The sequence below is a fragment of the Burkholderia aenigmatica genome, assembly GCF_902499175.1.
Lineage (GTDB): Bacteria > Pseudomonadota > Gammaproteobacteria > Burkholderiales > Burkholderiaceae > Burkholderia > Burkholderia aenigmatica.
The window spans coordinates 94,190-116,780 of record NZ_CABVQC010000019.1 but is presented as its reverse complement, the minus strand read 5'-3'; the positions used below and the strand labels follow the sequence as shown (position 1 = coordinate 116,780).

Genomic DNA, 22,591 nt, shown 5'->3' with positions numbered 1-22,591 from the left:
CGAACAGTCGGTGCGCATCTACAACCACGAGCGGCCACATGCCGCCCTGAAATACAAAACGCCCGATGCGGTGCATCGGGCGTTCTAGCGTCTGGATACTGTCAACCTATTCCAGGACTTGACAGTGACCGGAATGGCGCGCACCGCGCCATCCCCTCCCCGCTCAGGCCAGTGCGCTGCTCAACAGCGCCTGCGCCTGCAGATACTCGGGCTGCGCGATCAGCTTGTCCCACTTGAGCGCCTTGCCGCGCGCGCGCATCCGCTTGATGCGTCGCACCGACTCGTCCGTTGCCCGCGCTTTCAGTCCGTTCAGCACGACCTCGGCCGCGTCCGGCTGATTGCAGACGAGCACCATGTCGCAACCGGCCGCGAGCGCGGCGTCGGCCGCCTGCGTGAGCGTGCCGCCTTCACGCGCGGCTTCCATCGACAGGTCGTCGCTGAAGATCGCGCCCGTGAAGCCGAGCCGCCCGCGCAGGATGTCCTGCAACCACACGCGCGAGAAACCGGCCGGGCGCTTGTCGACCTGCGTGTAGATCACATGTGCGGGAATCACCGCGGACAACGACAGGCCGAGCCAGTCGTACGGCGCGACGTCCTGCTTGAGGATCGCGTCGAGCGTGCGGTCGTCGGTCGGCAGCGCGACGTGCGAGTCGGCCTCCGCGAAGCCGTGCCCCGGGAAATGCTTGCCGCAGTTCGCCATCCCGGCGAGCGACAGCCCGTGGTTCAGGCTCTTCGCGAGCAGCGTGACGACGCGCGCATCGCGATGGAACGCGCGATCGCCAATCACTTTCGAGTGCCCGTAGTCGAGGTCGAGCACGGGCGTGAAACTCATATCGATCCCGCAAGCACGCAGTTCGGCAGCCAGGATGTAGCCGACGGCCGTGGCGACCTTCGCCGCGAGCAGCACGTCGCGATCCCACAGCTCGCCGAGGCGACGCATTGCGGGCAGCACCGTGAAGCCATCGGTGCGGAACCGCTGCACGCGCCCGCCTTCGTGATCGACGGCGATCAGGATGTCTTCGCGCACCGCGCGGATCGAGTCGGTCAGCGCGGTCAGTTGCGCACGGTTCTGGAAGTGCCGCGCGAACAGGATCACGCCGCCGGTATTCGGATGCGCGAGGCGCCGCGCATCGTCGCGCGACAGGGCCGTGCCGACGACGTCGAGCATGACCGGGCCGGGAGTCGTTTTCATTGAATCGGGAATTCCGTCAGGAGGAGTTTCGGGAAACAGGTGCAGGCGCCGCATCCGTCTCGGCGATCACGAACGACACCGCGTAGTCGCGTTCGTCGCTGACCGTCACGCGCGCCGTGATGCCACGGGCGGCCAGCCAGTCGGCCAGCTCGCCCGACGCGACCACGTACGGCTCGCCGCTCGGATGGTTGAGGGTCTGCAGCGCACGCCACGTCATCGGCCAGTGCATGCCGAGCCCGATCGCCTTCGAGAATGCTTCCTTCGCGGAAAAGCGCGTCGCGAGGAACGCGATGCCGCGCGCCTCGGAGCGGGCGCGGCGCGCATGGAACACGCGCAGTTCGTCGGGGCCCAGCACCTTCTCGGCAAACCGGCCGCCCGTGCGTTCGAGCACGGCTGCGATGCGGCTCACCTGGGCGATGTCGGTACCGATGCCGTAGATCGCCATGTCAGTACGCGCCGGTGCGACCCGGGCGGGCCGGGTCAGGCATGACGCGCGACGCGCGGCGGCATGTCATCTTCAGCGCGCGCCGCCATGCAGCGCGGCAACGCGCGCGGCGACCATGATCGCCTTCATTTCGCGCACCGCGTTGTCCCAGCCCGCGAAAATCGCGTGCGCGACGATCGCGTGGCCGATGTTCAGTTCGACGATGCCGTCGATCGCAGCGATCTGCTGCACGTTCGTGTAATGCAGCCCGTGACCGGCATTGACCTTCAGGCCGAGCTGCGCGCCGGCCTGTACGCCCGCGACGATGCGCTCGTATTCGCGCTGCTGTTCGGCTTCGTCGTGCGCTTCGGCGTAACGGCCCGTATGCAGCTCGATCACCGGCGCGCCCGCTTCGTGCGCGGCACGGATCTGCGTCTCGTCCGGGTCGATGAACAGCGACACGCGCACGCCCACATCGGCAAGCTGCTTGCATGCCGCCCGCACGGCCTCGAAATGGCCGACGACGTCGAGACCGCCTTCGGTCGTCAGTTCCTCGCGCTTCTCGGGCACGAGGCACGCGTCGTGCGGGCGCACTTCGCATGCGATATCGAGCATCTCGGCCGTCACCGCGCATTCGAGATTCATGCGCGTCTTCAGCAGCGGGCGCAGCTTGCGCACATCCGCGTCGACGATGTGGCGGCGATCCTCGCGCAGATGCAGCGTGATCGCATCCGCACCGGCTTCTTCCGCGGCCAGCGCCGCGCGGATCGGATCGGGATAGGTCGTGCCGCGCGCATTGCGTAGCGTCGCGACGTGGTCGATGTTCACGCCGAGGTCGATGGCGGTGGGCGTTGTCAGGAAGAAGCTCATAGGTTTTGCAGGTCGATCAGGATCTGACGCGTGGCAAGCGGCGTACCGCCGAGATAGGTGTTCAGCAGGAAGCGCATCAGCGTCTTGCTTTGCGCAACCGTCTGGGCTCGATGGTAATCGTCCTGCTCCATATCGAGCAACGTCTGTCCGGAAATCACCGGCCAGTGCGATGGGACTTCGTCGTCCGCATTACGCACGCCGCGCTCGGGATCGAACACGTAGCGGCGGTCGGGCTCGACCGCGCGGCGCGCGACCGTGCGGTTCAGCGCCATCGCGTAGCCGGTCTCGCGCAACAGCACGCGCTCGAACGAGCGCAGCACCTGCACCGCGGGCTCGCCGTGGGCGAGGCGCGTGAGGGTCAGCACGTAGTGATTGAAGAGCGGCGGCTGGGGATCTTCGCGCGCGCAGAATTTCACGAGCAGCTCGTTCGCGTAGAAGCCGCACAGCAGCCCGTCGCCGCCGAGCGGCAGCATCCCGCCGACCCACTCGGCGCCCGTCAGCGTGCGCACCTCGGATTTGCCCGACCAGGACAGCAGCAGCGGCTGGAAGGTCTGCAGGACGCCGCGCAACGCGGAGTGCGGGCGCTTCGCGCCCTTCGCGACGAGCGCGAGCCGGCCATGATCACGCGTCAGCACGTCGATGATCAGGCTCGTTTCCCGATACGGGTAACTGTGCAGCACGAACGCCGGCTGCTCGGCGACGCGGAAATCGGACGTGCGAGACGTCGCGCGCCGCGCCTTGCGCGGCGGTTCGGGCGGTGCCGGCAGCGGCGCGTCGTTCGCGCCGGCCGTCACCGCGTCTTCGGTCGACGTCAGCGCGTCATTCGTACCCATAGGCGCGCAGCCCTGCCTCGTTGTCGGCCCAGCCGCTCTTCACCTTCACGAAGGTCTCGAGGTACACGGGGCCGTCGAACAGCTTCTCCATGTCCATCCGCGCCTCGGTGCTGATCTGCTTGAGCTTCTCGCCCTTCTTGCCGATCACCATCGCCTTGTGCGAATCGCGCTCGACGAGGATCGTCGCGAAGATGCGCTTCAGGCGCCCTTCTTCCTCGAACTTGTCGATCAGCACGGTGCTCGTGTACGGCAGTTCGTCGCCGGTCCAGCGGAACACCTTCTCGCGCAGGATTTCAGCTGCGAGGAAGCGCGAACTGCGGTCGGTGAGTTCGTCCTCGCCGTAGATCGGCTCGCCTTCCGGCAGGTACGGCTTGATCGTGTCCAGCAGGCGCTTGATGTCTTCCGGGCGCTGCGCCGACAGCGGCACGAGCTCGGTGAATTCGCGCAGCCCGCTCATCTGCTGCATGAACGGGAACAGCGTCGCCTTGTCGGTCACGCGGTCGATCTTGTTCGCGATCAGCAGCGTCGGCATGCCGGGCGGAATCAGGTCGAGCACCTTCTGGTCGTCGGGCCCGAAGCGGCCGGCCTCGATCACGAACAGGATCACGTCGACCGACGTGAGCGTCGACGTGACCGCGCGGTTCAGCGAACGGTTCAGCGCGGTGCTGTGGCGGGTCTGGAAGCCCGGCGTGTCGACGAACACGAATTGCGCGTCGTCGAACGTATTGATGCCGGTGATGCGGTGGCGGGTCGTCTGCGCCTTGCGCGACGTGATGCTGATCTTCTGGCCGACGAGTGCGTTCATCAACGTCGACTTGCCGACGTTCGGGCGGCCCACGATCGCGATCATGCCGCAACGGAAACCGGTAGGAGCGGGAGTGTTCATATCGTTTGGGAGACAGGTTCGGAAACGGCCGCGCGGCGCGCGGCACGATCGATGGGCAATTCAGTGGTCGGCATCGGCCACGCGCGCCTGTGTGGCAGCGAGGCTCGCGCCGCCCGGCGGCGTCTCGGAATCCGGCGCCGCGGCGTCGCGTGTGCGCACAGCCGCGCGCGAAGCGGGGTCGGTACCGGCGGAAGTCTTGTCGGCGGACGCCGCCGCCGGATCGGCCACCTGGCCAGCCGGCTTGTCGGCTGCACGTGCAGCGGGTACGGCTTCCGCGGGCTTCTCCGCGGCCTTGTCGGTTCGCTCGGCCAGCTTGTCGGCCGCCGGCTTCGCCGCCCGCTCGCCCTTCTCCGCTGCCGCGTCGACATGCACCGCGCGAATCGCGGCCATCGGCGCCGCGGCCGGCTCGGTACCGGTCGCCGTGGATGCCGCGGGCGCCACACCGGCTGCCCTCGCCTCGCGCGCCGCCGCGCGTTCCTTCCGCTCCGGCGAGCGCAGATCGAGCGCCTCCTGCACGCCCTTCACGCCCGGCACGATTTCGGGTTCGACATGCTTCGACCCGCGCGCGTTTTTCGAGCGCTTCGGCTTGGTGGCCAGCATCGGCGCAGCCGCCATCACTTCATCGAGCGCCTTCTTCGCGGCAGCCTGCTCGGCCGCGCGCCGGCTCGCACCGGAGCCCGACACCTTCACGTCGAGCTTCGGCACCGTGCATTCGACTTCGAATTGCTGATTGTGCGCCGCACCATGCGTCGCGACCACCGTGTAAGTCGGCAGCGCGATCTTGTGCCCCTGCAGGTATTCCTGCAGCAGCGTCTTCGCGTCCTTGCCGAGCGTGCGCGGATCGATGTGGTCGAGAATCGGGATATAGAGGCGTTTGATGACCCCTTGGGCGGCTTCGAAGCCGCCATCGAGGAATACGGCCCCGATGATGGCTTCGAACGCGTCCGCGAGGATCGACGGGCGGCGGAACCCGCCGCTGCGCAGCTCGCCCTCGCCTAGCCGCAGCCCGTCCGAGATATTCAGGGCCTGAGCAATTTCGTACAGCGACTGCTGTTTGACGAGGTTGGCGCGTACGCGCGACAGATCGCCTTCGTCCAACTTGCTGAAACGCTGGAACAAAAGGGCGGCCACCGCGCAATTCAGAACGGAATCGCCGAGAAACTCGAGCCGTTCGTTGTGCGTGGCACTGTGACTACGATGGGTCAAAGCCTGGCGCAACAATTCCGCATTGCGAAATTCGTAGCGCAGCCGGCTTTCCAACTGGGATAGGGGCATGTGCAGGAGTATAACGCGGGCGCCGGTCGGGCCGAAACGGCACGGCCGGACACGAAAAGGCGTGACGAGGCGGTGTTACCGCCGGTTCTTAAAGTAGTTCGGCACTACGCGACGCGGCCCGTGCATCGCGTAGTGCGAGTGAGTCGAATGCGATCAGTTGAAGGAACCGATGCGCTTCAGGTCGCTGAAGTTCATCCAGATGAAGAACGCGCGGCCGACGATGTTCTGGTCCGGCACGAAACCCCAGTAGCGGCTGTCCGCACTGTTGTCGCGGTTGTCGCCCATCATGAAGTAGTGACCGGGCGGCACCTTGCAGATCACACCGCGGCTGTTGTACGTGCAGTTGTCGCGAAACGGATAATCGTATGCGCCCATCACGAACGGCGGCACGGCCGGGTTGTTGAGGATCGCGTTCTTCTTGTTGCCGATCGTTTCCTCGAACTGCTTCGCGTAATTCTGGCGCTCGTCGTCGAAGAAATCGGGCAGCGGCGCTTCGGGCACCGGCTGGCCATTGATCGTGAGCTGCTTGTCCTGATACGCGACGGTATCGCCCGGCAGGCCGATCACGCGCTTGATGTAGTCGACCGACTCGTCCTTCGGATAACGGAACACGACGACGTCGCCGCGCGACAGCGGGCTGCCCTGCGTGATCTTCGTGTTCGTGACCGGCAGGCGCAGCCCGTATTCGAACTTGTTGACGAGGATGAAATCGCCGACGAGCAGCGTCGGCACCATCGAGCCCGACGGAATCTTGAACGGCTCGACGACGAACGAACGCACGACGAACACCGCCAGGATCACCGGGAAGAAGCTCGCCGTGTACTCCAGCCACCACGGCTGACGCAGCTTCTCGTCGCGCAGCTTCGAACGCGTCTGCACGGCATTTTCATCCGCGAAACGCTTGTCGATGCGCGACTGCTGGCGATCGAACTCCTCGATCGCCGAGTCGGCTGCCTTGCGTCGCCGCGGCAGGAACACCAGTTTGTCCAGCACCCACGCTACGCCCGTCAAGACGACGAGCACAAAAAGAATCAGCGCAAAATTCATAAAAGGATCAGTCCTGTTATTTGTCTTCGACGCGCAAGATTGCAAGGAACGCTTCCTGCGGGATCTCGACCGAACCCACCTGCTTCATCCGCTTCTTGCCTTCCTTCTGCTTTTCGAGCAGCTTCTTCTTTCGCGTGATGTCGCCGCCGTAGCACTTCGCGAGCACGTTCTTGCGCAGCGCCTTGATGTTCTCGCGCGCGACGATGTGCGCGCCGATCGCGGCCTGGATCGCCACGTCGTACATCTGGCGCGGGATGATCTCGCGCATCTTCGCGGCGACTTCACGACCGCGGTACTGCGACTGCGAACGGTGCACGATGACCGACAGCGCATCGACCTTGTCGCCGTTGATCAGCATGTCGACCTTCACGACGTCCGACGAACGGTATTCCTTGAACTCGTAGTCCATCGACGCATAGCCGCGCGACACCGACTTCAGGCGATCGAAGAAGTCGAGCACGATCTCGGCCATCGGGATCTCGTACGTGAGCTGCACCTGGCGGCCGTGATACTGCATGTTGATCTGCGAGCCGCGCTTCTGCTCGCACAGCGTGATCACCGAGCCCACGTAATCCTGCGGCATGTACAGGTTCACGGTGACGATCGGCTCGCGGACTTCCACGATACGACCGGGCTCCGGCATCTTCGCCGGGTTCTCGACCTTGATCGTCGAGCCGTCGCTCTGCACGACCTCGTAGACGACCGTCGGTGCAGTCGTGATGAGATCCATGTCGAACTCGCGCTCGAGCCGCTCCTGCACGATTTCCATGTGCAGCAACCCGAGGAAGCCGCAGCGGAAACCGAACCCGAGTGCCTGCGACACTTCCGGCTCGTACTGCAGCGATGCGTCGTTCAGCTTCAGCTTCTCGAGCGACTCGCGCAGCGCGTCGTACTGGTTCGCCTCGACCGGATACAGCCCCGCGAACACCTGCGGCTTCACTTCCTTGAAGCCCGGCAGCGGCTCGGTAGCGGCCTTGGCCACATGCGTGACGGTGTCGCCGACCTTCGCGGCCGTCAGCTCCTTGATGCCGGCGATGATGAAGCCCACCTGCCCTGCCGACAGCGATTCGAGATTGCGCGACTTCGGCGTGAACACGCCGACGTGCTCGACCGGATACTGCGCGCCGGTCGCCATCATCTTGATCTTGTCCTTCGGACGCAGCGTGCCGTTGACGATACGCACGAGCATCACGACGCCGACGTAGTTGTCGAACCACGAATCGATGATGAGCGCCTGCAGCGGCGCGGCCGGATCGCCCTTCGGCGGCGGCACCTTCGCGATCAGCGACTCGAGCACGTCCTCGACGCCGAGACCCGTCTTCGCGCTGCAGCGCGTCGCGTCGGTCGCGTCGATGCCGATCACGTCCTCGATCTCCTCGATCGCGTTCTCGGGGTTCGCGGCCGGCAAGTCGATCTTGTTCAGCACCGGGACGACCTCGACGCCGAGCTCGATCGCCGTATAGCAGTTCGCGACCGTCTGCGCCTCGACGCCCTGGCTCGCATCGACGACCAGCAGCGCGCCTTCGCACGCGGACAGCGAACGGCTGACTTCGTACGAGAAGTCGACGTGCCCCGGCGTGTCGATCAGGTTCAGGTTGTAGACCTTGCCGTCGCGCGCGCGATAGGACAACGCGGCTGTCTGTGCCTTGATCGTGATGCCGCGCTCGCGCTCGATATCCATCGAGTCGAGCACCTGCGCTTCCATTTCACGGTCGGCGAGGCCGCCGCATACCTGGATGATGCGATCCGCGAGCGTCGACTTGCCATGGTCGATGTGCGCGATGATCGAGAAATTGCGAATATGATCCATTCAGTGCCGATCAAGCGAAAAAGGCGCGCTCGACGACCGCGGAGCACGCCTTGTAAGTCGGTGAAAAAACGGCTTATTTTAGCCGAAAAGGCCTTCGCCGGGCGGGATTTCGGACGCCGCGCCGCGCGGTGGCCCGCCGAGGGGGGTGCCCGTCGGGTCAAGCCCCGTGCGAAACGACGCCCGCTGGCGGCAGGTCAGGCTCGGCGCCGGGCCGCAAGCGCGTCGCGCACCTTCGCGGCGTCGAACCGGTGACGACACACTTCTGCCCCATCCAGCAGCAGCACCGGCACGTCCTCGTCGTAGCGGGCGACGAGCGCCGCATCGGCGTCGATGTCGATGTAATCGACCGCGACGCCGAATTCGGCCGCCACCGGCGCCAGTGCGTCGCGCATGTCGTCGCACAGGTGGCACCAGCCGCGGCCGTAGAGCGTGAACATCGGCGCGTTACTTCTGGCGCGGCCGAACCGGCACGAACTGCGTGTTGTCGCCGCGCCGCACGAGCACCGCGACCGCCTTCTGCGGATCGAGCTGCGCGGTCACGTCGGCGAACTGCTTCGCGTTCGTGATGTCGGTGTCGCCGACACGCAGCACGATGTCGCCGCGCTGCAGGCCCGCGCGGGCGGCCGGGCCGTCGACGCCGTCGATCTGCACGCCGCTCTTCAGCTTCAGCGTCTTCAGCTGCTCCGCCGTCAGGTCACTGACCGTCAGGCCGAGCGAATTGGTCTGGCGCGGCTTCTGCGGCGCGTTCTTGCGCTGCTCGGCCTTCGCCGTCGATTCGGCCGGCGTCTCCGCGATCGTGATCGGCAGATCGCGTGCCTGACCCTTGCGCCATACGCTGACCGTCGCCTTCGTGCCGGGTTTCGTGTCGCCGACCATGCGCGGCAGATCCGACGCCGTGTCGACCGAACGACCATTGAACTTCAGGATGATGTCGCCCGGCTGGATGCCCGCCTTGTCGGCCGGACCGCCCGGCTCGACGCTGCTGACGAGCGCACCTTCAGCCTTCGGCAGCCCGATCGAATCGGCCACGTCCTTCGTCACTTCGCCGATCGCGACCGCGATCCGGCCGCGCGTGACCTTGCCCGTCGCCTTAAGCTGGTCGGCCACGCGCATCGCCTCGTCGATCGGAATCGCGAACGAGATGCCCATGAAGCCGCCGGTACGGCTGTAGATCTGCGAGTTGATGCCGATCACCTCGCCCTGCATGTTGATCAGCGGGCCGCCCGAGTTGCCGGGGTTCACGGCGACGTCGGTCTGGATGAACGGCAGGTAGTCGCCCGTATTGCGGCTCTTCGAGCTGACGATGCCGGCCGTGACGGTGTTGTCGAGACCGAACGGCGAACCGATCGCGACGACCCACTCGCCGACACGCACCTTGTTCGAATCGCCGATCGCGACGACCGGCAGGTTCGACGCCTGGATCTTGACGACCGCGACGTCCGTACGATCGTCGACGCCGATCAGCTTCGCCTTGAACTCGCGCTTGTCGGTCAGCGTCACGTAGATGGTGTCCGCATCGTCGACGACGTGCGCATTGGTCATCACGTAACCGTCGGCCGACACGATGAAGCCCGAGCCGACGCCACGATTCTGCTCGGTGTCGGGCGGGTTGTCCGGCGCCGGCGCGTTCTTCGGGTTGCCGCCGCCATTGCCGCTACCGTTGCCGGGCGCCTGCGGCAGCGGAATGCCGAAGAAGCGCCGGAAGAATTCCGACATGTCGCCGTTGTCGAAGCCCGGCGGGAGCATCCCGCGCGGGCCGCTCGTCGGCACGTTGGCTGTGGTCCGGATGTTCACGACGGCCGGCCCGACCTTTTCGACCAGGTCGGCGAAGTCGGGCAGGCTGGCAGCGGGAGCCGTCACCGCGAACGCGGTATGCGGCACGAGCGGCAGGCAGGCAGACAGCGCCGCGGCCGCGAGCCATTTGCGCAGCGTGGGTTTCATCATGTCGGAAGCCGTAGCGTTACTTGGAAGCCTTGTATTCTATGGCAGACGCGAACTGCTGCAACGTAGCCGGCGGCACTTCGCCGAGCACGGTGATCCAGTAGTCGCCGCGGCGCTTCACGAGAACGTTCGTTGCACCGGTGCTGCCCGCGCCTTCCTTGCGTGTATTCTTTTCGGCCGGCTCGATGAAGACCGAGATCGTTGCGAGACCGTCGGTGAAGACGGCCTGATCGACCGGGATCGGCGGCTCGCCCGCGTCGCGCGCAGCCATCGGCCGGCGCACTTCACGAATCTTCTGGAAACCGGCCACGCTCGGTGCGAGCTGCCAGCCCTGCGCTTCCATGTCGACTGTCGCGACCGGCGGACGCACGACCGTCCAGCCGTTCAGATTGCGCATGCCGGCCGCGATCGCGGCCTTGTCGCCGCTTGCGCCGCCCGCCTGCAATTGCGAGAACGCGATCTGCTCGAGCACGTGATCGTTCGCATCGAGCGTCTGCGAACGCAGCAGCAGCCCGGTGCGCGCATCGGCCCACAGCTTGTACGTGAAGCGGTACGCATCCTTCGGCACGAGCTCGACGACCTGCGCGTCGATCCCCGCCACGCGATCCTTGCCGAGCGACTTCGCGTCGTAGACGGACATCACGTGCTCGCCGCTCGCGCCGAGCAGCGCGGGGAACGAGTCGCGCGTCTGACGGCGCTCGACCACGCACAGCTTGCGCTCGGGCACGAACGTGTACAGCTCGTCGTTATGGCGCAGCAGCTTGCGCGGCTTGCCGTCGAGCGTCTCGATGCGCTCGAACTCGCCGTCGCGGGACGAGACGTGCGCGATGCGCGACGACTGCACATACCCGCCGCGCTGGTAGACGAACGTGCCTTCGTAGCTCTGCTGCTGCGCCGCCTGCTGGACGCGGTCGAGCCAGTCCGCGGCACCCTTGCGGGTCGCGACGGGATCGTCCGGTTGCTGGGCGCTGGCAGGAAGGGATTGAACGGACAACAGGGCGGCTGCGCAAAGCAGGAGGGCCGGCAGCCGCTTCCATCCGGAGATGGCGTGATTCAACTGCAATGTCCGCATCGGGTTTATTGGCCTGGCGTGGTGGTCACGGCAGCGCGGATCAGCGGCATCGAACCCGTGACGACGGGCTGCTGCGCGAATTGCTGATGCGCTTCAAGGTATTGGTCGAGGCTGGCGTCGCGAATGATGTTGACGTCCTGCAGCCCCGGCTGGGCCGATGCCTGCGCAACCGTCACGCGCTGCAGGTTGCCGCCTTGCGGCGCACCGGCCGATGCGACCTGGACGGCGCCCGGGGCACCGGCCGTCTGCATTTGCGGGACGACGATCCACGTCAGCGTGGCCGCGGCAGCGGCGACCGCGAACGCGGGCACGACGCGCCGGCGCAGCGACAGCAGCTTGCGCGCGACGGGCGCGGCCGCCGGTGCGAGCAGGTGCGGCTCGCTTTCCAGCGCAGCCGACATGCGCGCGGTGAACGCAACGCTCAGCGCGGGCGACAGCGCCAGTTCGTCCGAGCGCAGCGCATCGCCGATCAGGTGGTAATGGGCCCACGCAGCGCGATCCGCGCGGTTGAGCTCAGCCAGAAACTGCCCGTTGTCCGGGCCATCGAACATTTCGCCGTCGACCAGCGCGGAAAGGCGCTCGCCGCGCGAGGACGCTTGCGACTGCGTATTGACCGACCCCATGATGCTCCCCATCTTGCACACCCCGTCGTGACTTCACGACTCTATCCGTAACTAGACCCCGACCCGCGTCGCTCCGCCTGTCGCGCTTACCAGCGCTTGCCTTCGGGCGTATCGAGCAGCGGACGCAATTTGGCAGCGATTGCCTCGCGTGCACGGAAGATCCGCGACCGGACCGTCCCGATCGGACAGCCCATCATTTCCGCGATCTCTTCGTAGCTCAGGCCCTCAATCTCGCGCAGCGTAATTGCCTGGCGCAGTTCTTCGGGCAGCAGAGCCATGGCAGCGTTGACCGTCTCGGCAATCTGCTTGCTCATCAACATCGACTCAGGCGTGTTGATATCCCTTAGTTGGTCTGCGTCGGAGAAAGTTTCCGCTTCCTCCGCATCGGCCTCGGTCGAGGTCGGTGCCCGGCGGCCTTGCGTCGCAAGGTAGTTCTTCGCCGTGTTGACGGCAATTCGGTACAACCACGTATAGAACGCCGATTCGCCGCGAAATTGCGGCAGCGCACGATACGCCTTGATGAACGCGTCCTGGGCCACATCCTCGACCTCGGCGGGATCCCGCACGAGGCGCGAGATCAGCCGAATGATCTTGCGGTGGTATTTGGAGACCAGGAGTTCGAACGCTGCCTTGTCGCCCTTCTGTACGCGCTCGACCAGAGCCTGATCGATTTCTTTTTCACTCACCTGACAAATCCGTTAACTAGGGATGCAACGCGGAGCAATATTGTAGCGTTCCCGCGCCGGCCGCTGGTTACGGTCCGTAACCGCGCCGCCGTCACGCCCGCCCCGCCGCGCCCGCCGTTCTCGCCAGCACGGAAAGCGCGCTGAACGATGCGGCGTCGAGCGCATCGGCTGGAATCAGCAGCGGCCGGGCCCGCCGGGCACCCTGCCCGACCGACAGCACCAGCAACAGGCTGCTCCAGTGCGCATGGCCCGTCACGCGGCCGCGGGCCAGCAGGCGCCCGGTGCGGCCAAACGCCGCAATTTCCCCGAATGCGTCGATCCTCAGCTCGGCCGGCAGCCGGCGGGCACAGGCCCGCGCGGCGCACACGGCCAGCAGCGCTGCCGTCGCGGCCGACACGCATGCGCCGGCGGCAGCGCCCGCGCGCGGTGCCCAGAACAGGTAGACCGACGCGGCCGCCGACGCGACGAACGCGGCCAGCACGAGATACGACACGGCCGAGGCCCGCAACGCAAAGCGTTGCGGGCGCCCGGCCGGAGCATCGAATGGACTCGTCAAGCGATTGCAGCGTCAGACGCGCTTGAACACCAGCGTGCCGTTGGTACCGCCGAAGCCGAAGTTGTTCTTCACGGCGACGTCGATCTTCATGTCACGCGCGGTGTTCGCGCAGTAATCGAGATCGCACTCCGGGTCCTGGTTGAAGATGTTGATGGTCGGCGGCGACACGTTGTTGTGCAGCGCCAGCACCGTGAACACCGATTCGAGGCCGCCCGCGCCGCCCAGCAGGTGGCCCGTCATCGACTTCGTCGAGTTCACGACGAGCTTGTACGCATGCTCGCCGAAGGCCGCCTTCACCGCGTCGGACTCGTTCTTGTCGCCCAGCGGCGTCGACGTGCCGTGCGCGTTCAGGTACTGGACCTCATCCGCGTTCAGGCCGGCGTCGCGCAGTGCCGCGACCATGCAGCGGCGCGGGCCGTCCATGTTCGGCGCGGTCATGTGGTACGCGTCGCCCGTCATGCCGAAGCCCGAGACTTCCGCGTAGATCTTCGCCCCGCGTGCCTTCGCCGCTTCGTACTCTTCGAGCACCATCACGCCGGCACCCTCGCCCAGCACGAAGCCGTCGCGGTCCTTGTCCCACGGACGGGACGCAGTAGCGGGATCGTCGTTGCGGGTCGACAGCGCACGCGCGGCAGCGAAGCCGCCGATGCCCAGCGGCGACACCGTCGATTCGGCGCCGCCCGCGACCATCACGTCGGCGTCGCCGGCCTGGATCAGGCGCGCGGCGAGGCCGATGCTGTGCAGGCCGGTCGTGCAGGCCGTCACAGCCGCGAGGTTCGGGCCCTTCAGGCCGAACATGATGCTCAGGTGGCCCGAGATCATGTTGATGATCGAACCCGGCACGAAGAACGGCGAAATCCGGCGCGGGCCTCGATCGACGTAGGTCTGGTGCGTGTCTTCGATCATCGGCAGGCCGCCGATGCCGGAACCGACCAGCACGCCGATGCGTTCCGCATTGGCTTCGTTCACTTCGAGGCCGCTGTCCCGAAACGCCTGGACGCCGGCTGCGATGCCGTAATGAATGAACGTATCCATGCTGCGGGCTTCCTTCGCCGGGATGTACTCCTCGGCGTTGAAACCCTTCACTTCGCCCGCGAAATGGACGGCGAGGTTCGACGGATCGAACTTCGTGACGGTGGCAATACCGGACTTGCCGGCGACGAGATTGGCCCAGCCGTCGGCAACATTATTGCCAACAGGCGAAATCAGCCCCAGGCCTGTAACAACAACACGACGGCGGCTCACGGTAACCTCTTTTCCATTATTGGATGACAAAAACAAAAGCCACAGTGGCCACAGGAATCAGCCCTGCGAGCCCTGTGGCTGTTAGTCCGTCCGGCGCGAAGCCGGCAGGATGGCGCGTCAATCGCGAAGATCGCGGCGACGAGGCGGACAAGCGCGAAAGGCGCCTATTACGCCTTGACGTTTGCGCGAGCGTAGTCGATCGCTTGCTGAACGGTCGTGATCTTCTCTGCTTCTTCGTCCGGGATTTCCATGCCGAACTCGTCTTCCAGAGCCATCACCAGTTCGACCGTGTCGAGCGAGTCGGCGCCCAGGTCGTTCACGAACGAAGCTTCGTTCTTGATCTCGGCTTCCGCGACGCCCAGTTGTTCAGCGACGATCTTCTTGACACGTTGTTCGATGTTATCCATTACCCCTCCGAGGGAAAGTTCAGATTTACAAGTGCGCGCATTTTATCAGGTTTGCTGACGCCAAAACGCGCGTTGGCTTGATGGTCGATCAAGCGCCGATCCGCCTGAAAAACGGGATACGGCGCGGATGGTAAACGAAAACCGTTACGACATGTACATGCCGCCGTTCACGTGCAGCGTCGTACCGGTGATGTAACCGGCCTGCGGCGATGCGAGGAACGCGACGGCATGGGCGATGTCTTCCGGGCTGCCGAGGCGGCCGAGCGGAATCTGGGTCTTGAGCGCGGCCTGCTGTTCTTCCGGCAGCGTCTTCGTCATGTCGGTATCGATGAAGCCCGGCGCCACGCAGTTCACGGTGATGCCGCGGCTGCCGATTTCGCGCGCGAGCGCACGCGTCATGCCCGCGACACCGGCCTTTGCAGCCGCGTAGTTGACCTGACCCGGGTTACCGGCCGAGCCGACCACCGACGTGATGTTGATGATGCGGCCGCCACGCGCCTTCATCATCGGGCGCAGCACTGCACGCGACAGACGGAAGACCGACTTCAGGTTGGTGTCGATCACCGCGTCCCAGTCCTCGTCCTTCATGCGCATCGCGAGCTGGTCCTGCGTGATGCCCGCGTTGTTGACGAGCACGTTCAGCGCGCCGAATTCCTTCACGGTCGCGTCGATCAGCGCCTCGGCGGCTGCCGCGTCGTTGACGTTCAGCACCGCGCCGCGCCCCGTGACGCCCGCTTCCGCGAACGCCGCGGTGATCGCAGCAGCGCCCGATTCGCTCGTCGCCGTGCCGATCACCGTCGCGCCCAGGCGCGCGAGTTCGAGCGCGATCGAACGGCCGATGCCGCGCGACGCGCCGGTGACGATCGCAACCTGTTTATCGAGAGTCTTGTCCATGAATCGAATATCCGTCTCTTGAGAAAAGGCGCCGCGTCAGGCGGTCACCAGCTTGAGCGCTTCGTCGAGCGACGCCGGATCGAACACCGACGCACCCGTCAGGTTGCCGTCGATGCGCTTCGTCAGGCCGGCGAGTACCTTGCCCGGACCGCATTCGATCACGTGCGTGACGCCGGTGCCGGCGATGTGCTGCACGCACTCGACCCAGCGCACCGGGCCCGCGGCCTGGCGCACCAGCGCGTCCTTGATCGCAGCCGGATCGCTGACCACGGCGACGTCGATGTTGTTGACGACCGGAATCAGCGGCGCCTTGACGTCGACGTTCGCAAGATAGTCGCGCAGCTGGTCCGACGCCGGCTTGAGCAGCGACGAATGGAACGGCGCCGATACCGGCAGCGGCAGTGCGCGCTTCGCGCCCTTCGCCTTCGCGATCTCGCAGGCCTTTTCGACCGCGGCCTTGTTGCCTGCGATAACGACCTGCGCGGGCGCATTGAAGTTCACCGCTTCGACAACGCCAGCTTCCGCTGCTTCGGCGCAGACCGCGCGCACCGTGTCGTCATCGAGACCCAGGATCGCGGCCATGCCGCCCTGGCCCACCGGCACGGCCGTCTGCATGGCCTGCGCGCGGAAACGCACGAGCGGCACCGCGTCCTTGAACGCGAGCGCGCCGGCTGCGACGAGCGCCGTGTATTCACCGAGGCTGTGGCCGGCGACGATCGACGGCGCCGGGCCGCCTGCCTGTTGCCACGCGCGATAGCACGCATAGGCTGCGGTCAGCATCACGGGCTGCGTGTTGGCGGTGAGATTCAGCTCTTCGGCCGGGCCTTCGGCGATCAGCTTGCCGAGATCCTGATTGAGTGCATCGGACGCTTCCTGGAGCGTCTCGCGCACGACGGCCAGATCGGCGAATGCGTTGAGCATGCCGACCGCCTGCGAGCCCTGCCCCGGAAATACGAATGCAAATTTCATATCGTCCCCAATTGAGTCGATTCGGACGGCGCGCACGAATGGCGCGCCGATGGGATCCGCGCGCAGCAGTCGCGCGCTGCGGATCAGTAGCGGAAGACCGACGCGCCCCAAGTGAAGCCACCGCCGACGCCTTCGATCAGCACGTGCTGGCCACGCTGGATGCGACCGTCGCGCACCGCGGTGTCGAGCGCCAGCGGGATCGACGCGGCCGACGTGTTGCCGTGCTGGTCGACCGTCACGACCATGCGCTCCTGCGGCAAGCCGAGCTTGCGGCAGGTGCTGGTCATGATGCGAATGTTGGCCTGGTGCGGAATCAGCCAGTCGATCTGCTCGGGCGCGAGATTCGCCTTCGCGAGCGCCTCGATCGCGACCTTCTCGAGCACGTTGACCGCGAGCTTGAACACGGCCTGCCCGTCCATGTACAGGAACGCGCTGCCTTCGATCACGCCACGGTTGACGTTGCCCGGCGTGCAGAGGATGTGCGAATAGCTGCCGTCCGCGTGCAGTGCGCTGCCGAGCACGCCCGGCTCTTCCGACGCGGACAGGATCACCGCGCCCGCGCCGTCGCCGAACAGCACGCAGGTCGTGCGATCCTTGAAGTCGAGAATGCGCGAGAACGTCTCCGCGCCGATCACGAGCGCGGTGCGGTGCTGGCCGCTGCGGATGAAGCTGTCGGCCGTCGCCATCGCGTATGCGAAGCCCGAACACACGGCCTGCACGTCGAATGCCGCGCCGCCGTTCTTGATGCCGAGCTTGTTCTGCAGCAGGCACGCGGTGCTCGGGAACACGAAATCGGGGGTCGAAGTCGCAACGATGATCAGGTCGATCGACTGCGGATCGATGCCGGCGGCTTCGATCGCGCGACGCGACGCCTCGAACGCGAGGTCGCTGGTCGTCACGTCCGGTGCGGCGAAATGGCGCGCATGGATGCCCGTGCGCGCAACGATCCATTCATCGCTCGTCTCGATGCCTTCCTTCGCGAGACGATCGGTCAACTGCTGGTTCGTGACGCGGTCAGGCGGCAGGTAGCTGCCCGTGCCGAGCACGCGGGAATAGAGAGTCGATTGGGCCATTTATGCTTTAGAGGATTGCGCAGCGGAAGGTTCGGCGTGATGGCCTGCGGCGGGGCTTGCATGGCCCGCGCCGCCCGCGTCGTGTTCGCCTTCGCCGAGCGACACTGAATTATCCGCCATCGCGCGCGCGAGGCGCTCCAGCACGCCATTTTTGACGGCATCATACCCGCGTTTGAGCGCCCACTCAAACGCGTAGGCGTCGGCCGAACCGTGGCTCTTGATCACGAGGCTCTTCAGCCCCAGCAGCGCCGCGCCGTTGTACTGGCGGTGGTCGACGCGCTTCTTGAAACGTAGCAGGACAGGCGCGGCAAGCAGCGCCATCAGCTTCGACATCAGCGAACGGCCGAACTCCTCGCGGATGATGTCTGCCAGCATCTGCGCGAGCCCCTCGGACGTCTTCAGCGCGACGTTGCCGACGAAGCCGTCGCACACGATCACGTCTACCGTGCCCTTGTAGATGTCGTTGCCTTCGACGTTGCCGCGGAAATTGAGCGTGCTGGCGCGCAGCAGTTCACCTGCGCGCTTGATCGTCTCGTTGCCCTTGATCACCTCTTCGCCGATGTTCAGCAGGCCGATCGTCGGGCGTTCCTTGCCCTCGAGCGCGGCCACGAGCGCGTGCCCCATCTCCGCGAACTGCAGCAGGTGCTGCGGCTCGCAGTCGACGTTCGCGCCGAGGTCCAGCATCATCGTGTAGCCGGTCGGGTTCGGCAGTGCGGACGCGATCGCGGGCCGCTCGATGCCGGGCAGCGTCTTGAGCACGTAACGGGAAACGGCCATCAGCGCGCCGGTATTGCCGGCGGAGATACAGGCCTGCGCCTCGCCTTCCTTGACGCGGTTGAGCGCGACGCGCATCGAAGAATCCTTCTTCTTGCGCAGCGCCACTTCGACAGGGTCGTCCATCGCCACGACTTCGGTGGCGGGAACGATGGTCAGCGCGGGATCGTCGAGGGCTTTCAGCTTCTTCAGCTGAGCGCGGATCGCGCTTTCGATGCCGACGAGCATCAGGTGCGCATCGGGATGCGCGCGGACGAACTTGACTGCCGCGGGAACGGTCACGGACGGGCCGTGGTCGCCTCCCATGCAATCGATTGTGAGCTTTACGGTCATGGAATGCGACGAATTTCAGGCACAAAAAAGCGGCAGATGAATGCCGCCTTTTTGTCGAGCCAGGAAAGTGTCAAGCGAACCAGTTGTCACGCGAACGGCAAGCGTAGCGCGCAACGCGTGACTTGACGCTTAGTCGTTCTTCGTCTTGACGACTTTCTTGCCGCGATAGTAGCCGTTCGGGCTGACGTGGTGACGCAGATGCACTTCACCCGTGCTCGGCTCGACTGCCAGCGGCGCTGCCGTCAGGAAATCGTGCGAACGATGCATGCCGCGCTTCGACGGCGACTTCTTGTTTTGCTGGACTGCCATGACTAACTCCTAAATAATTTTCCGGATTCTAACACAGCCCGATCCGGCGCTTAACTACCCTGGCCCAAAGCCTTTACGCCTTCCCGCGCCACAACTGCTTAGTGTTTCTTGGTGCCGTCACCGCCCTTCTTCAGCGCTTCCAGCGCTGCGAACGGATTCGGCCGTTTGCCTTCGTCCCCGGCTTCGTCGGACTCTTCGTCCGCCTCTTCCGCAGGACCGCTCGCACCCGACACGAGGCTTTCGTGAACTGCCGGGCAAACCTCGTGCTTGGGCACGAGCGGCAACGAAAGCAGCAATTCCTCTTCGATCAAGTCGACGAGATCGAACTGGCGTGAGCCCACGATCACATCGGCTTCATCGTCGTCGAGCGGAAATTCTTCAGCTTCTTCTTCGGTCGCGACGACCCGGTACGTCATGTCGACGCCGAACGTCTGGTCGTACGGGGTCATGCAGCGCTGGCACGTGAGCCACGCATGGCCGTGCACCGCAAGGCGCAGATACGGCTGCTGCCCATCGGCGCCGTCGTCCTGCAACTCCTTCTGGGTGAACCCTTCCGCCTGCCATGTGAAGACCGTATCGCGATCTGGCGCGTCCGCGGGCACTTCGTTTAACATGCGCGGCAGTTGCGAGAGGCGTACCGCGCCCGCTGCCTGCCGCCCGCTGCGGGCGAATTCGAACAGGTCGATCGCGTGCGGATCAAGCGCCGCAGCAGGTTTGCCAGAAGAAGTGTTCATGTGCGCTCCTGCCTACAGGCTGACTTGCGGATCCGGCTTGGTACCGCTCGCGTACGGCTCATCCGCAGATGACGTACTTTACTTCCGAAGACCCGGCAGGCGCCACCACAACGGAAGCCTGCCGACGAAAAGCGGGAAAGCATACCTGTTTTACCTTTTGCGGTCAATCACTTAAGCTTGCGTCCGCGCAACGCTGCGCAACACCCGACGACTCACCGATCCAACCGACCATGCCGGATACCGTTTGCCGCCCGCCGCGGCTGATTCTTGCCTCCAGTTCACGCTACCGCCGCGCGCTCCTCGAGCGCCTCGGCATCCCCTTCGACGTCGTGTCGCCCGACCTCGACGAAACCCCGCACGACGGCGAAACGCCGGCCGCGACCGCCCTGCGCCTCGCCGGCGCGAAAGCACGCGCCGTCGCTGCGACGATCGACGCGCCGGACGGCGTGCTCGTGATCGGGTCGGACCAGGTCGCGACCTTCGACGGGCTCCAGATCGGCAAGCCCGGCACGCATGAGCGCGCGCTCGCGCAACTCGTGTCGATGCAGGGCCGCGAAGTCGAATTCCACAGCGCGCTCTGCCTGTACGACAGCCGGACGGGCGAAGCGCAGGTCGAGGACATCGTCACGCGCGTGCGCTTCCGCACGCTGCCCGAGGCCGAACTCGACGCGTACCTGCGCGCGGAAACGCCGTACGACGTCGCCGGCAGCGCGAAGTCCGAAGGGCTCGGCATCGCGCTGCTCGACGCGATCGACTCGAACGACCCGACCGCGCTCGTCGGCCTGCCGCTGATCGCGCTCACGCGCATGCTGCGCGCCGCCGAATACCCGTTGTTTGCAACCATCCGTGGAGACCGCGCATGACCGCCGGCACGCTTTACCTCGTCCCGAACACGCTCGGCGAAGGCGACGAATCGATGCTCGCCGCCGTGCTGCCCGCAGCCGTCCAGGCGCGCGCCGGCACGCTCGGCTATTACATCGGCGAGAACGCGAAAACGACGCGTGCGTTTCTGAAGAAGATCGGCACGACGCGCCCGATCCAGGAAATCGAGATCAGCGAACTCAACGTCAATACACCGGCCGGCGCCATCGACCGGCTGCTCGCGCCCATTCTGGCCGGTGCGGACGCCGGCCTCGTGTCGGAGGCCGGCTGCCCGGCCGTCGCCGACCCCGGTGCGCTGCTGGTGCGCCGCGCGCATGAGCGCGGCGTGAAGGTCGTGCCGCTCGTCGGGCCGAGTTCGATTCTGCTCGCGCTGATGGCATCGGGCCTGAACGGCCAGAGCTTCGCGTTCAACGGCTACCTGCCGGTCGACGCGGCCGCGCGCGCGAAACGCCTGCGCGAACTCGAGCAACTGTCACGCAAGGCGCGCCAGACGCAGATCTTCATCGAAACGCCGTACCGGAATCACGCGATGCTCGACACGCTCGTCGCGACCTGCGCGCCGTCGACGCAGATCTGCGTCGCGGCCGACCTGACCCTCGCGACCGAGACGATCGCGAGCCGCACCGTAGCGGACTGGAAAAAGGCGCCTGCGCCGAATCTGCACAAGCGCCCTGCGATCTTCCTGCTGCTGGCGAACTGAAGCCTTAGCAGACGAACCGCCAAGCGACTGGCGGGCCCTTGTGGCCCGCGCGCTTTCAGTCAGCGCAAGCTGACCGACGCACCACCCGCCGTCAGCGCCTTCATCGCGGCGCCGCCAACGGCCGCGCCGAACTTGCGCGCGACACGGTTCGTCAGGCTTTCCTTCACCGTATAGTCGACGAGATCGGGCGCCTTCAGCACGTCGCGCGCGACCGTGTCGGTCGTGCCGTAGCCGTCGGCCAGCCCGAGCTCGACACTCTTCTCGCCGGTCCAGAACAGGCCCGAGAACATGTCGGGCGTCTCATGCAGCCGCTTGCCGCGGCCATCCTTCACAGCCTTGATGAACTGCGCGTGCACCTGGTCGAGCAATGCCTGCGCATGCGCGTCCATCTTCGGCGTCTCCGGCGAGAACGGGTCGTAGAAGCCCTTGTTTTCGCCCGACGTATGCAGGCGTCGCTCGACGCCGAGCTTGCCCATCAGGCCAGTAAAGCCGAACCCGTCCATCAGCACGCCGATCGACCCGACGATGCTCGCCTTGTCGACGAAGATCTTGTCGGCCGCCGACGCGATGTAATAGCCGCCCGATGCGCACATGTCGGTCACGACGACGTACAGCGGCTTGTCCGGATACTTCGCGCGCAGCCGGCGAATCTCGTCGTAGACCATCCCGGCCTGCACCGGGCTGCCGCCCGGGCTGTTGATCCGCAGCACGACACCGGCGGTGCCGTCGTCGTCGAACGCGGCGTCGAGCGCCGTATTGATGTCGTCGGCGTTCGCGTTGACCCCGGCCGCGATCTCGCCGTCGATCGTCACGAGCGCCGTATGCCGCCCGCTCGAAGAAAACTTCGAATCGCTCGAGAAATCGATCAACGCGAACGCGAACAGCACGAACACGGCGAGGAACGCGAAGCGGAAGAAGATCTTCCAGCGCCGCGCCGCGCGCTGCTCCTTGACCGCCGCGAGCGCGATCCGCTCGAGCGCCGCACGCTCCCAGTTCGGTTCACGACTGTCGGGACGGGAGGAGGAATCCGGGGAATTCGGTTGGTCGGCCATGCAG

At 65.7% G+C, this 22,591-nt stretch carries 26 protein-coding genes; 3 read left to right on the top strand and 23 right to left on the bottom strand.

Annotated elements, in window-relative coordinates; all coding sequences use genetic code 11:
- On the top strand, positions 1-88 hold an 88-nt coding region (locus BDO18943_RS15975; protein WP_175023199.1), incomplete at its 5' end, for an integrase core domain-containing protein.
- Between the two features lie 75 nt (positions 89-163).
- On the opposite strand, the gene nagZ is transcribed toward BDO18943_RS15975, so the two are convergent.
- The 22 genes from nagZ to BDO18943_RS15865 form a co-directional block, all read right to left on the bottom strand.
- On the bottom strand, positions 164-1,192 hold the full coding sequence (nagZ, locus tag BDO18943_RS15970) for a beta-N-acetylhexosaminidase (protein WP_043182001.1): 1,029 nt from the start codon (positions 1,190-1,192) through the stop codon (positions 164-166).
- A gap of 16 nt (positions 1,193-1,208) precedes the next feature.
- A complete protein-coding gene (acpS, locus tag BDO18943_RS15965) occupies positions 1,209-1,637 on the bottom strand; it encodes a holo-ACP synthase (RefSeq protein ID WP_175023194.1) in 429 nt (142 codons plus the stop codon).
- 72 nt (positions 1,638-1,709) lie between these two features.
- A complete protein-coding gene (gene pdxJ / locus BDO18943_RS15960; RefSeq protein ID WP_175023192.1) occupies positions 1,710-2,486 on the bottom strand; it encodes a pyridoxine 5'-phosphate synthase in 777 nt (258 codons plus the stop codon).
- Entirely contained in the window at positions 2,483-3,319 is an 837-nt protein-coding gene (gene recO, locus BDO18943_RS15955; RefSeq protein WP_043181996.1) for a DNA repair protein RecO, read from the bottom strand. The genes pdxJ and recO overlap by 4 nt, the downstream gene beginning before the upstream one ends.
- A complete protein-coding gene (gene era, locus BDO18943_RS15950; RefSeq protein WP_089450159.1) occupies positions 3,306-4,205 on the bottom strand; it encodes a GTPase Era in 900 nt (299 codons plus the stop codon). Before era ends, recO begins: the two co-directional genes overlap by 14 nt.
- A gap of 60 nt (positions 4,206-4,265) precedes the next feature.
- Complete coding sequence (gene rnc, locus BDO18943_RS15945) at positions 4,266-5,480, bottom strand: ribonuclease III (protein WP_175023190.1); 1,215 nt, start codon at positions 5,478-5,480, stop codon at positions 4,266-4,268.
- Positions 5,481-5,633: 153 nt separating this feature from the next.
- A complete protein-coding gene (lepB, locus tag BDO18943_RS15940; protein WP_043181990.1) occupies positions 5,634-6,527 on the bottom strand; it encodes a signal peptidase I in 894 nt (297 codons plus the stop codon).
- 16 nt (positions 6,528-6,543) lie between these two features.
- Entirely contained in the window at positions 6,544-8,337 is a 1,794-nt protein-coding gene (lepA, locus tag BDO18943_RS15935; protein WP_043181988.1) for a translation elongation factor 4, read from the bottom strand.
- Between the two features lie 194 nt (positions 8,338-8,531).
- A complete protein-coding gene (locus tag BDO18943_RS15930) occupies positions 8,532-8,774 on the bottom strand; it encodes a glutaredoxin family protein (protein WP_175023188.1) in 243 nt (80 codons plus the stop codon).
- A 7-nt stretch (positions 8,775-8,781) separates the two neighbouring features.
- Positions 8,782-10,281: a DegQ family serine endoprotease gene (locus BDO18943_RS15925; protein WP_043181986.1), complete on the bottom strand. Its 1,500-nt coding sequence runs from the start codon at positions 10,279-10,281 to the stop codon at positions 8,782-8,784.
- Positions 10,282-10,297: 16 nt separating this feature from the next.
- On the bottom strand, positions 10,298-11,350 hold the full coding sequence (locus BDO18943_RS15920; RefSeq protein WP_089450154.1) for a MucB/RseB C-terminal domain-containing protein: 1,053 nt from the start codon (positions 11,348-11,350) through the stop codon (positions 10,298-10,300).
- A gap of 5 nt (positions 11,351-11,355) precedes the next feature.
- Positions 11,356-11,973, bottom strand: a complete 618-nt coding sequence (locus BDO18943_RS15915; protein WP_089450677.1) for a sigma-E factor negative regulatory protein — start codon at positions 11,971-11,973, stop codon at positions 11,356-11,358.
- A gap of 86 nt (positions 11,974-12,059) precedes the next feature.
- Positions 12,060-12,659 (bottom strand): RNA polymerase sigma factor RpoE, encoded by a 600-nt coding sequence (gene rpoE / locus BDO18943_RS15910; protein ID WP_006490873.1) that lies wholly within the window; start codon positions 12,657-12,659, stop codon positions 12,060-12,062.
- Positions 12,660-12,750: 91 nt separating this feature from the next.
- Positions 12,751-13,215, bottom strand: coding sequence for a protein YgfX (locus tag BDO18943_RS15905; RefSeq protein WP_043181982.1), 465 nt, complete (start codon positions 13,213-13,215; stop codon positions 12,751-12,753).
- Positions 13,216-13,227: 12 nt separating this feature from the next.
- Positions 13,228-14,460, bottom strand: coding sequence for a beta-ketoacyl-ACP synthase II (fabF, locus tag BDO18943_RS15900; protein WP_175023186.1), 1,233 nt, complete (start codon positions 14,458-14,460; stop codon positions 13,228-13,230).
- Positions 14,461-14,627: 167 nt separating this feature from the next.
- Positions 14,628-14,867 carry an acyl carrier protein gene (gene acpP / locus BDO18943_RS15895; protein ID WP_004197638.1) on the bottom strand — a complete coding sequence of 80 codons (240 nt, stop codon included), beginning with the start codon at positions 14,865-14,867 and terminating at the stop codon, positions 14,628-14,630.
- A 144-nt stretch (positions 14,868-15,011) separates the two neighbouring features.
- On the bottom strand, positions 15,012-15,761 hold the full coding sequence (gene fabG / locus BDO18943_RS15890; protein ID WP_006476504.1) for a 3-oxoacyl-ACP reductase FabG: 750 nt from the start codon (positions 15,759-15,761) through the stop codon (positions 15,012-15,014).
- Positions 15,762-15,797: 36 nt separating this feature from the next.
- Complete coding sequence (gene fabD, locus BDO18943_RS15885) at positions 15,798-16,730, bottom strand: ACP S-malonyltransferase (protein ID WP_175023184.1); 933 nt, start codon at positions 16,728-16,730, stop codon at positions 15,798-15,800.
- Positions 16,731-16,813: 83 nt separating this feature from the next.
- Positions 16,814-17,803 carry a beta-ketoacyl-ACP synthase III gene (locus BDO18943_RS15880; protein WP_043181967.1) on the bottom strand — a complete coding sequence of 330 codons (990 nt, stop codon included), beginning with the start codon at positions 17,801-17,803 and terminating at the stop codon, positions 16,814-16,816.
- Positions 17,804-18,910 (bottom strand): phosphate acyltransferase PlsX, encoded by a 1,107-nt coding sequence (plsX, locus tag BDO18943_RS15875; RefSeq protein ID WP_175023182.1) that lies wholly within the window; start codon positions 18,908-18,910, stop codon positions 17,804-17,806.
- Between the two features lie 129 nt (positions 18,911-19,039).
- The gene (rpmF, locus tag BDO18943_RS15870; protein WP_006051932.1) at positions 19,040-19,219 is read right to left on the bottom strand and encodes a 50S ribosomal protein L32; all 180 of its coding nucleotides are present in this window, start codon (positions 19,217-19,219) and stop codon (positions 19,040-19,042) included.
- A 98-nt stretch (positions 19,220-19,317) separates the two neighbouring features.
- The gene (locus BDO18943_RS15865) at positions 19,318-19,953 is read right to left on the bottom strand and encodes a DUF177 domain-containing protein (protein WP_175023180.1); all 636 of its coding nucleotides are present in this window, start codon (positions 19,951-19,953) and stop codon (positions 19,318-19,320) included.
- A 230-nt stretch (positions 19,954-20,183) separates the two neighbouring features.
- Here BDO18943_RS15865 and BDO18943_RS15860 point away from each other — a divergent pair, with 230 nt between their 5' ends.
- Together BDO18943_RS15860 and BDO18943_RS15855 are read left to right on the top strand one after the other, a co-directional pair.
- Entirely contained in the window at positions 20,184-20,816 is a 633-nt protein-coding gene (locus BDO18943_RS15860; protein WP_175023178.1) for a Maf-like protein, read from the top strand.
- A complete protein-coding gene (locus tag BDO18943_RS15855) occupies positions 20,813-21,535 on the top strand; it encodes an SAM-dependent methyltransferase (protein ID WP_043181959.1) in 723 nt (240 codons plus the stop codon). Before BDO18943_RS15860 ends, BDO18943_RS15855 begins: the two co-directional genes overlap by 4 nt.
- 59 nt (positions 21,536-21,594) lie before the next feature.
- Here BDO18943_RS15855 and BDO18943_RS15850 read toward each other — a convergent pair whose 3' ends face one another.
- A complete protein-coding gene (locus BDO18943_RS15850; protein WP_043181957.1) occupies positions 21,595-22,587 on the bottom strand; it encodes a S49 family peptidase in 993 nt (330 codons plus the stop codon).
- Positions 22,588-22,591 lie beyond the last annotated feature (4 nt).

What these genes read in the sequence shown, in the direction of transcription:
- lepA (WP_043181988.1), bottom strand. Translation starts at nt 8,337, where the DNA reads ATGGATCATATTCGCAATTTCTCGATCATCGCGCACATCGACCATGGC.
- BDO18943_RS15855 (WP_043181959.1), top strand. Translation starts at nt 20,813, where the DNA reads ATGACCGCCGGCACGCTTTACCTCGTCCCGAACACGCTCGGCGAAGGC.
- acpP (WP_004197638.1), bottom strand. Translation starts at nt 14,867, where the DNA reads ATGGATAACATCGAACAACGTGTCAAGAAGATCGTCGCTGAACAACTG.
- rnc (WP_175023190.1), bottom strand. Translation starts at nt 5,480, where the DNA reads ATGCCCCTATCCCAGTTGGAAAGCCGGCTGCGCTACGAATTTCGCAAT.
- BDO18943_RS15930 (WP_175023188.1), bottom strand. Translation starts at nt 8,774, where the DNA reads ATGTTCACGCTCTACGGCCGCGGCTGGTGCCACCTGTGCGACGACATG.
- BDO18943_RS15925 (WP_043181986.1), bottom strand. Translation starts at nt 10,281, where the DNA reads ATGATGAAACCCACGCTGCGCAAATGGCTCGCGGCCGCGGCGCTGTCT.
- recO (WP_043181996.1), bottom strand. Translation starts at nt 3,319, where the DNA reads ATGGGTACGAATGACGCGCTGACGTCGACCGAAGACGCGGTGACGGCC.
- acpS (WP_175023194.1), bottom strand. Translation starts at nt 1,637, where the DNA reads ATGGCGATCTACGGCATCGGTACCGACATCGCCCAGGTGAGCCGCATC.
- fabD (WP_175023184.1), bottom strand. Translation starts at nt 16,730, where the DNA reads ATGAAATTTGCATTCGTATTTCCGGGGCAGGGCTCGCAGGCGGTCGGC.
- BDO18943_RS15915 (WP_089450677.1), bottom strand. Translation starts at nt 11,973, where the DNA reads ATGGGGTCGGTCAATACGCAGTCGCAAGCGTCCTCGCGCGGCGAGCGC.
- BDO18943_RS15865 (WP_175023180.1), bottom strand. Translation starts at nt 19,953, where the DNA reads ATGAACACTTCTTCTGGCAAACCTGCTGCGGCGCTTGATCCGCACGCG.
- BDO18943_RS15880 (WP_043181967.1), bottom strand. Translation starts at nt 17,803, where the DNA reads ATGGCCCAATCGACTCTCTATTCCCGCGTGCTCGGCACGGGCAGCTAC.
- fabG (WP_006476504.1), bottom strand. Translation starts at nt 15,761, where the DNA reads ATGGACAAGACTCTCGATAAACAGGTTGCGATCGTCACCGGCGCGTCG.
- lepB (WP_043181990.1), bottom strand. Translation starts at nt 6,527, where the DNA reads ATGAATTTTGCGCTGATTCTTTTTGTGCTCGTCGTCTTGACGGGCGTA.
- BDO18943_RS15920 (WP_089450154.1), bottom strand. Translation starts at nt 11,350, where the DNA reads ATGCGGACATTGCAGTTGAATCACGCCATCTCCGGATGGAAGCGGCTG.
- era (WP_089450159.1), bottom strand. Translation starts at nt 4,205, where the DNA reads ATGAACACTCCCGCTCCTACCGGTTTCCGTTGCGGCATGATCGCGATC.
- BDO18943_RS15850 (WP_043181957.1), bottom strand. Translation starts at nt 22,587, where the DNA reads ATGGCCGACCAACCGAATTCCCCGGATTCCTCCTCCCGTCCCGACAGT.
- rpmF (WP_006051932.1), bottom strand. Translation starts at nt 19,219, where the DNA reads ATGGCAGTCCAGCAAAACAAGAAGTCGCCGTCGAAGCGCGGCATGCAT.
- BDO18943_RS15860 (WP_175023178.1), top strand. Translation starts at nt 20,184, where the DNA reads ATGCCGGATACCGTTTGCCGCCCGCCGCGGCTGATTCTTGCCTCCAGT.
- pdxJ (WP_175023192.1), bottom strand. Translation starts at nt 2,486, where the DNA reads ATGAGCTTCTTCCTGACAACGCCCACCGCCATCGACCTCGGCGTGAAC.
- plsX (WP_175023182.1), bottom strand. Translation starts at nt 18,910, where the DNA reads ATGACCGTAAAGCTCACAATCGATTGCATGGGAGGCGACCACGGCCCG.
- nagZ (WP_043182001.1), bottom strand. Translation starts at nt 1,192, where the DNA reads ATGAAAACGACTCCCGGCCCGGTCATGCTCGACGTCGTCGGCACGGCC.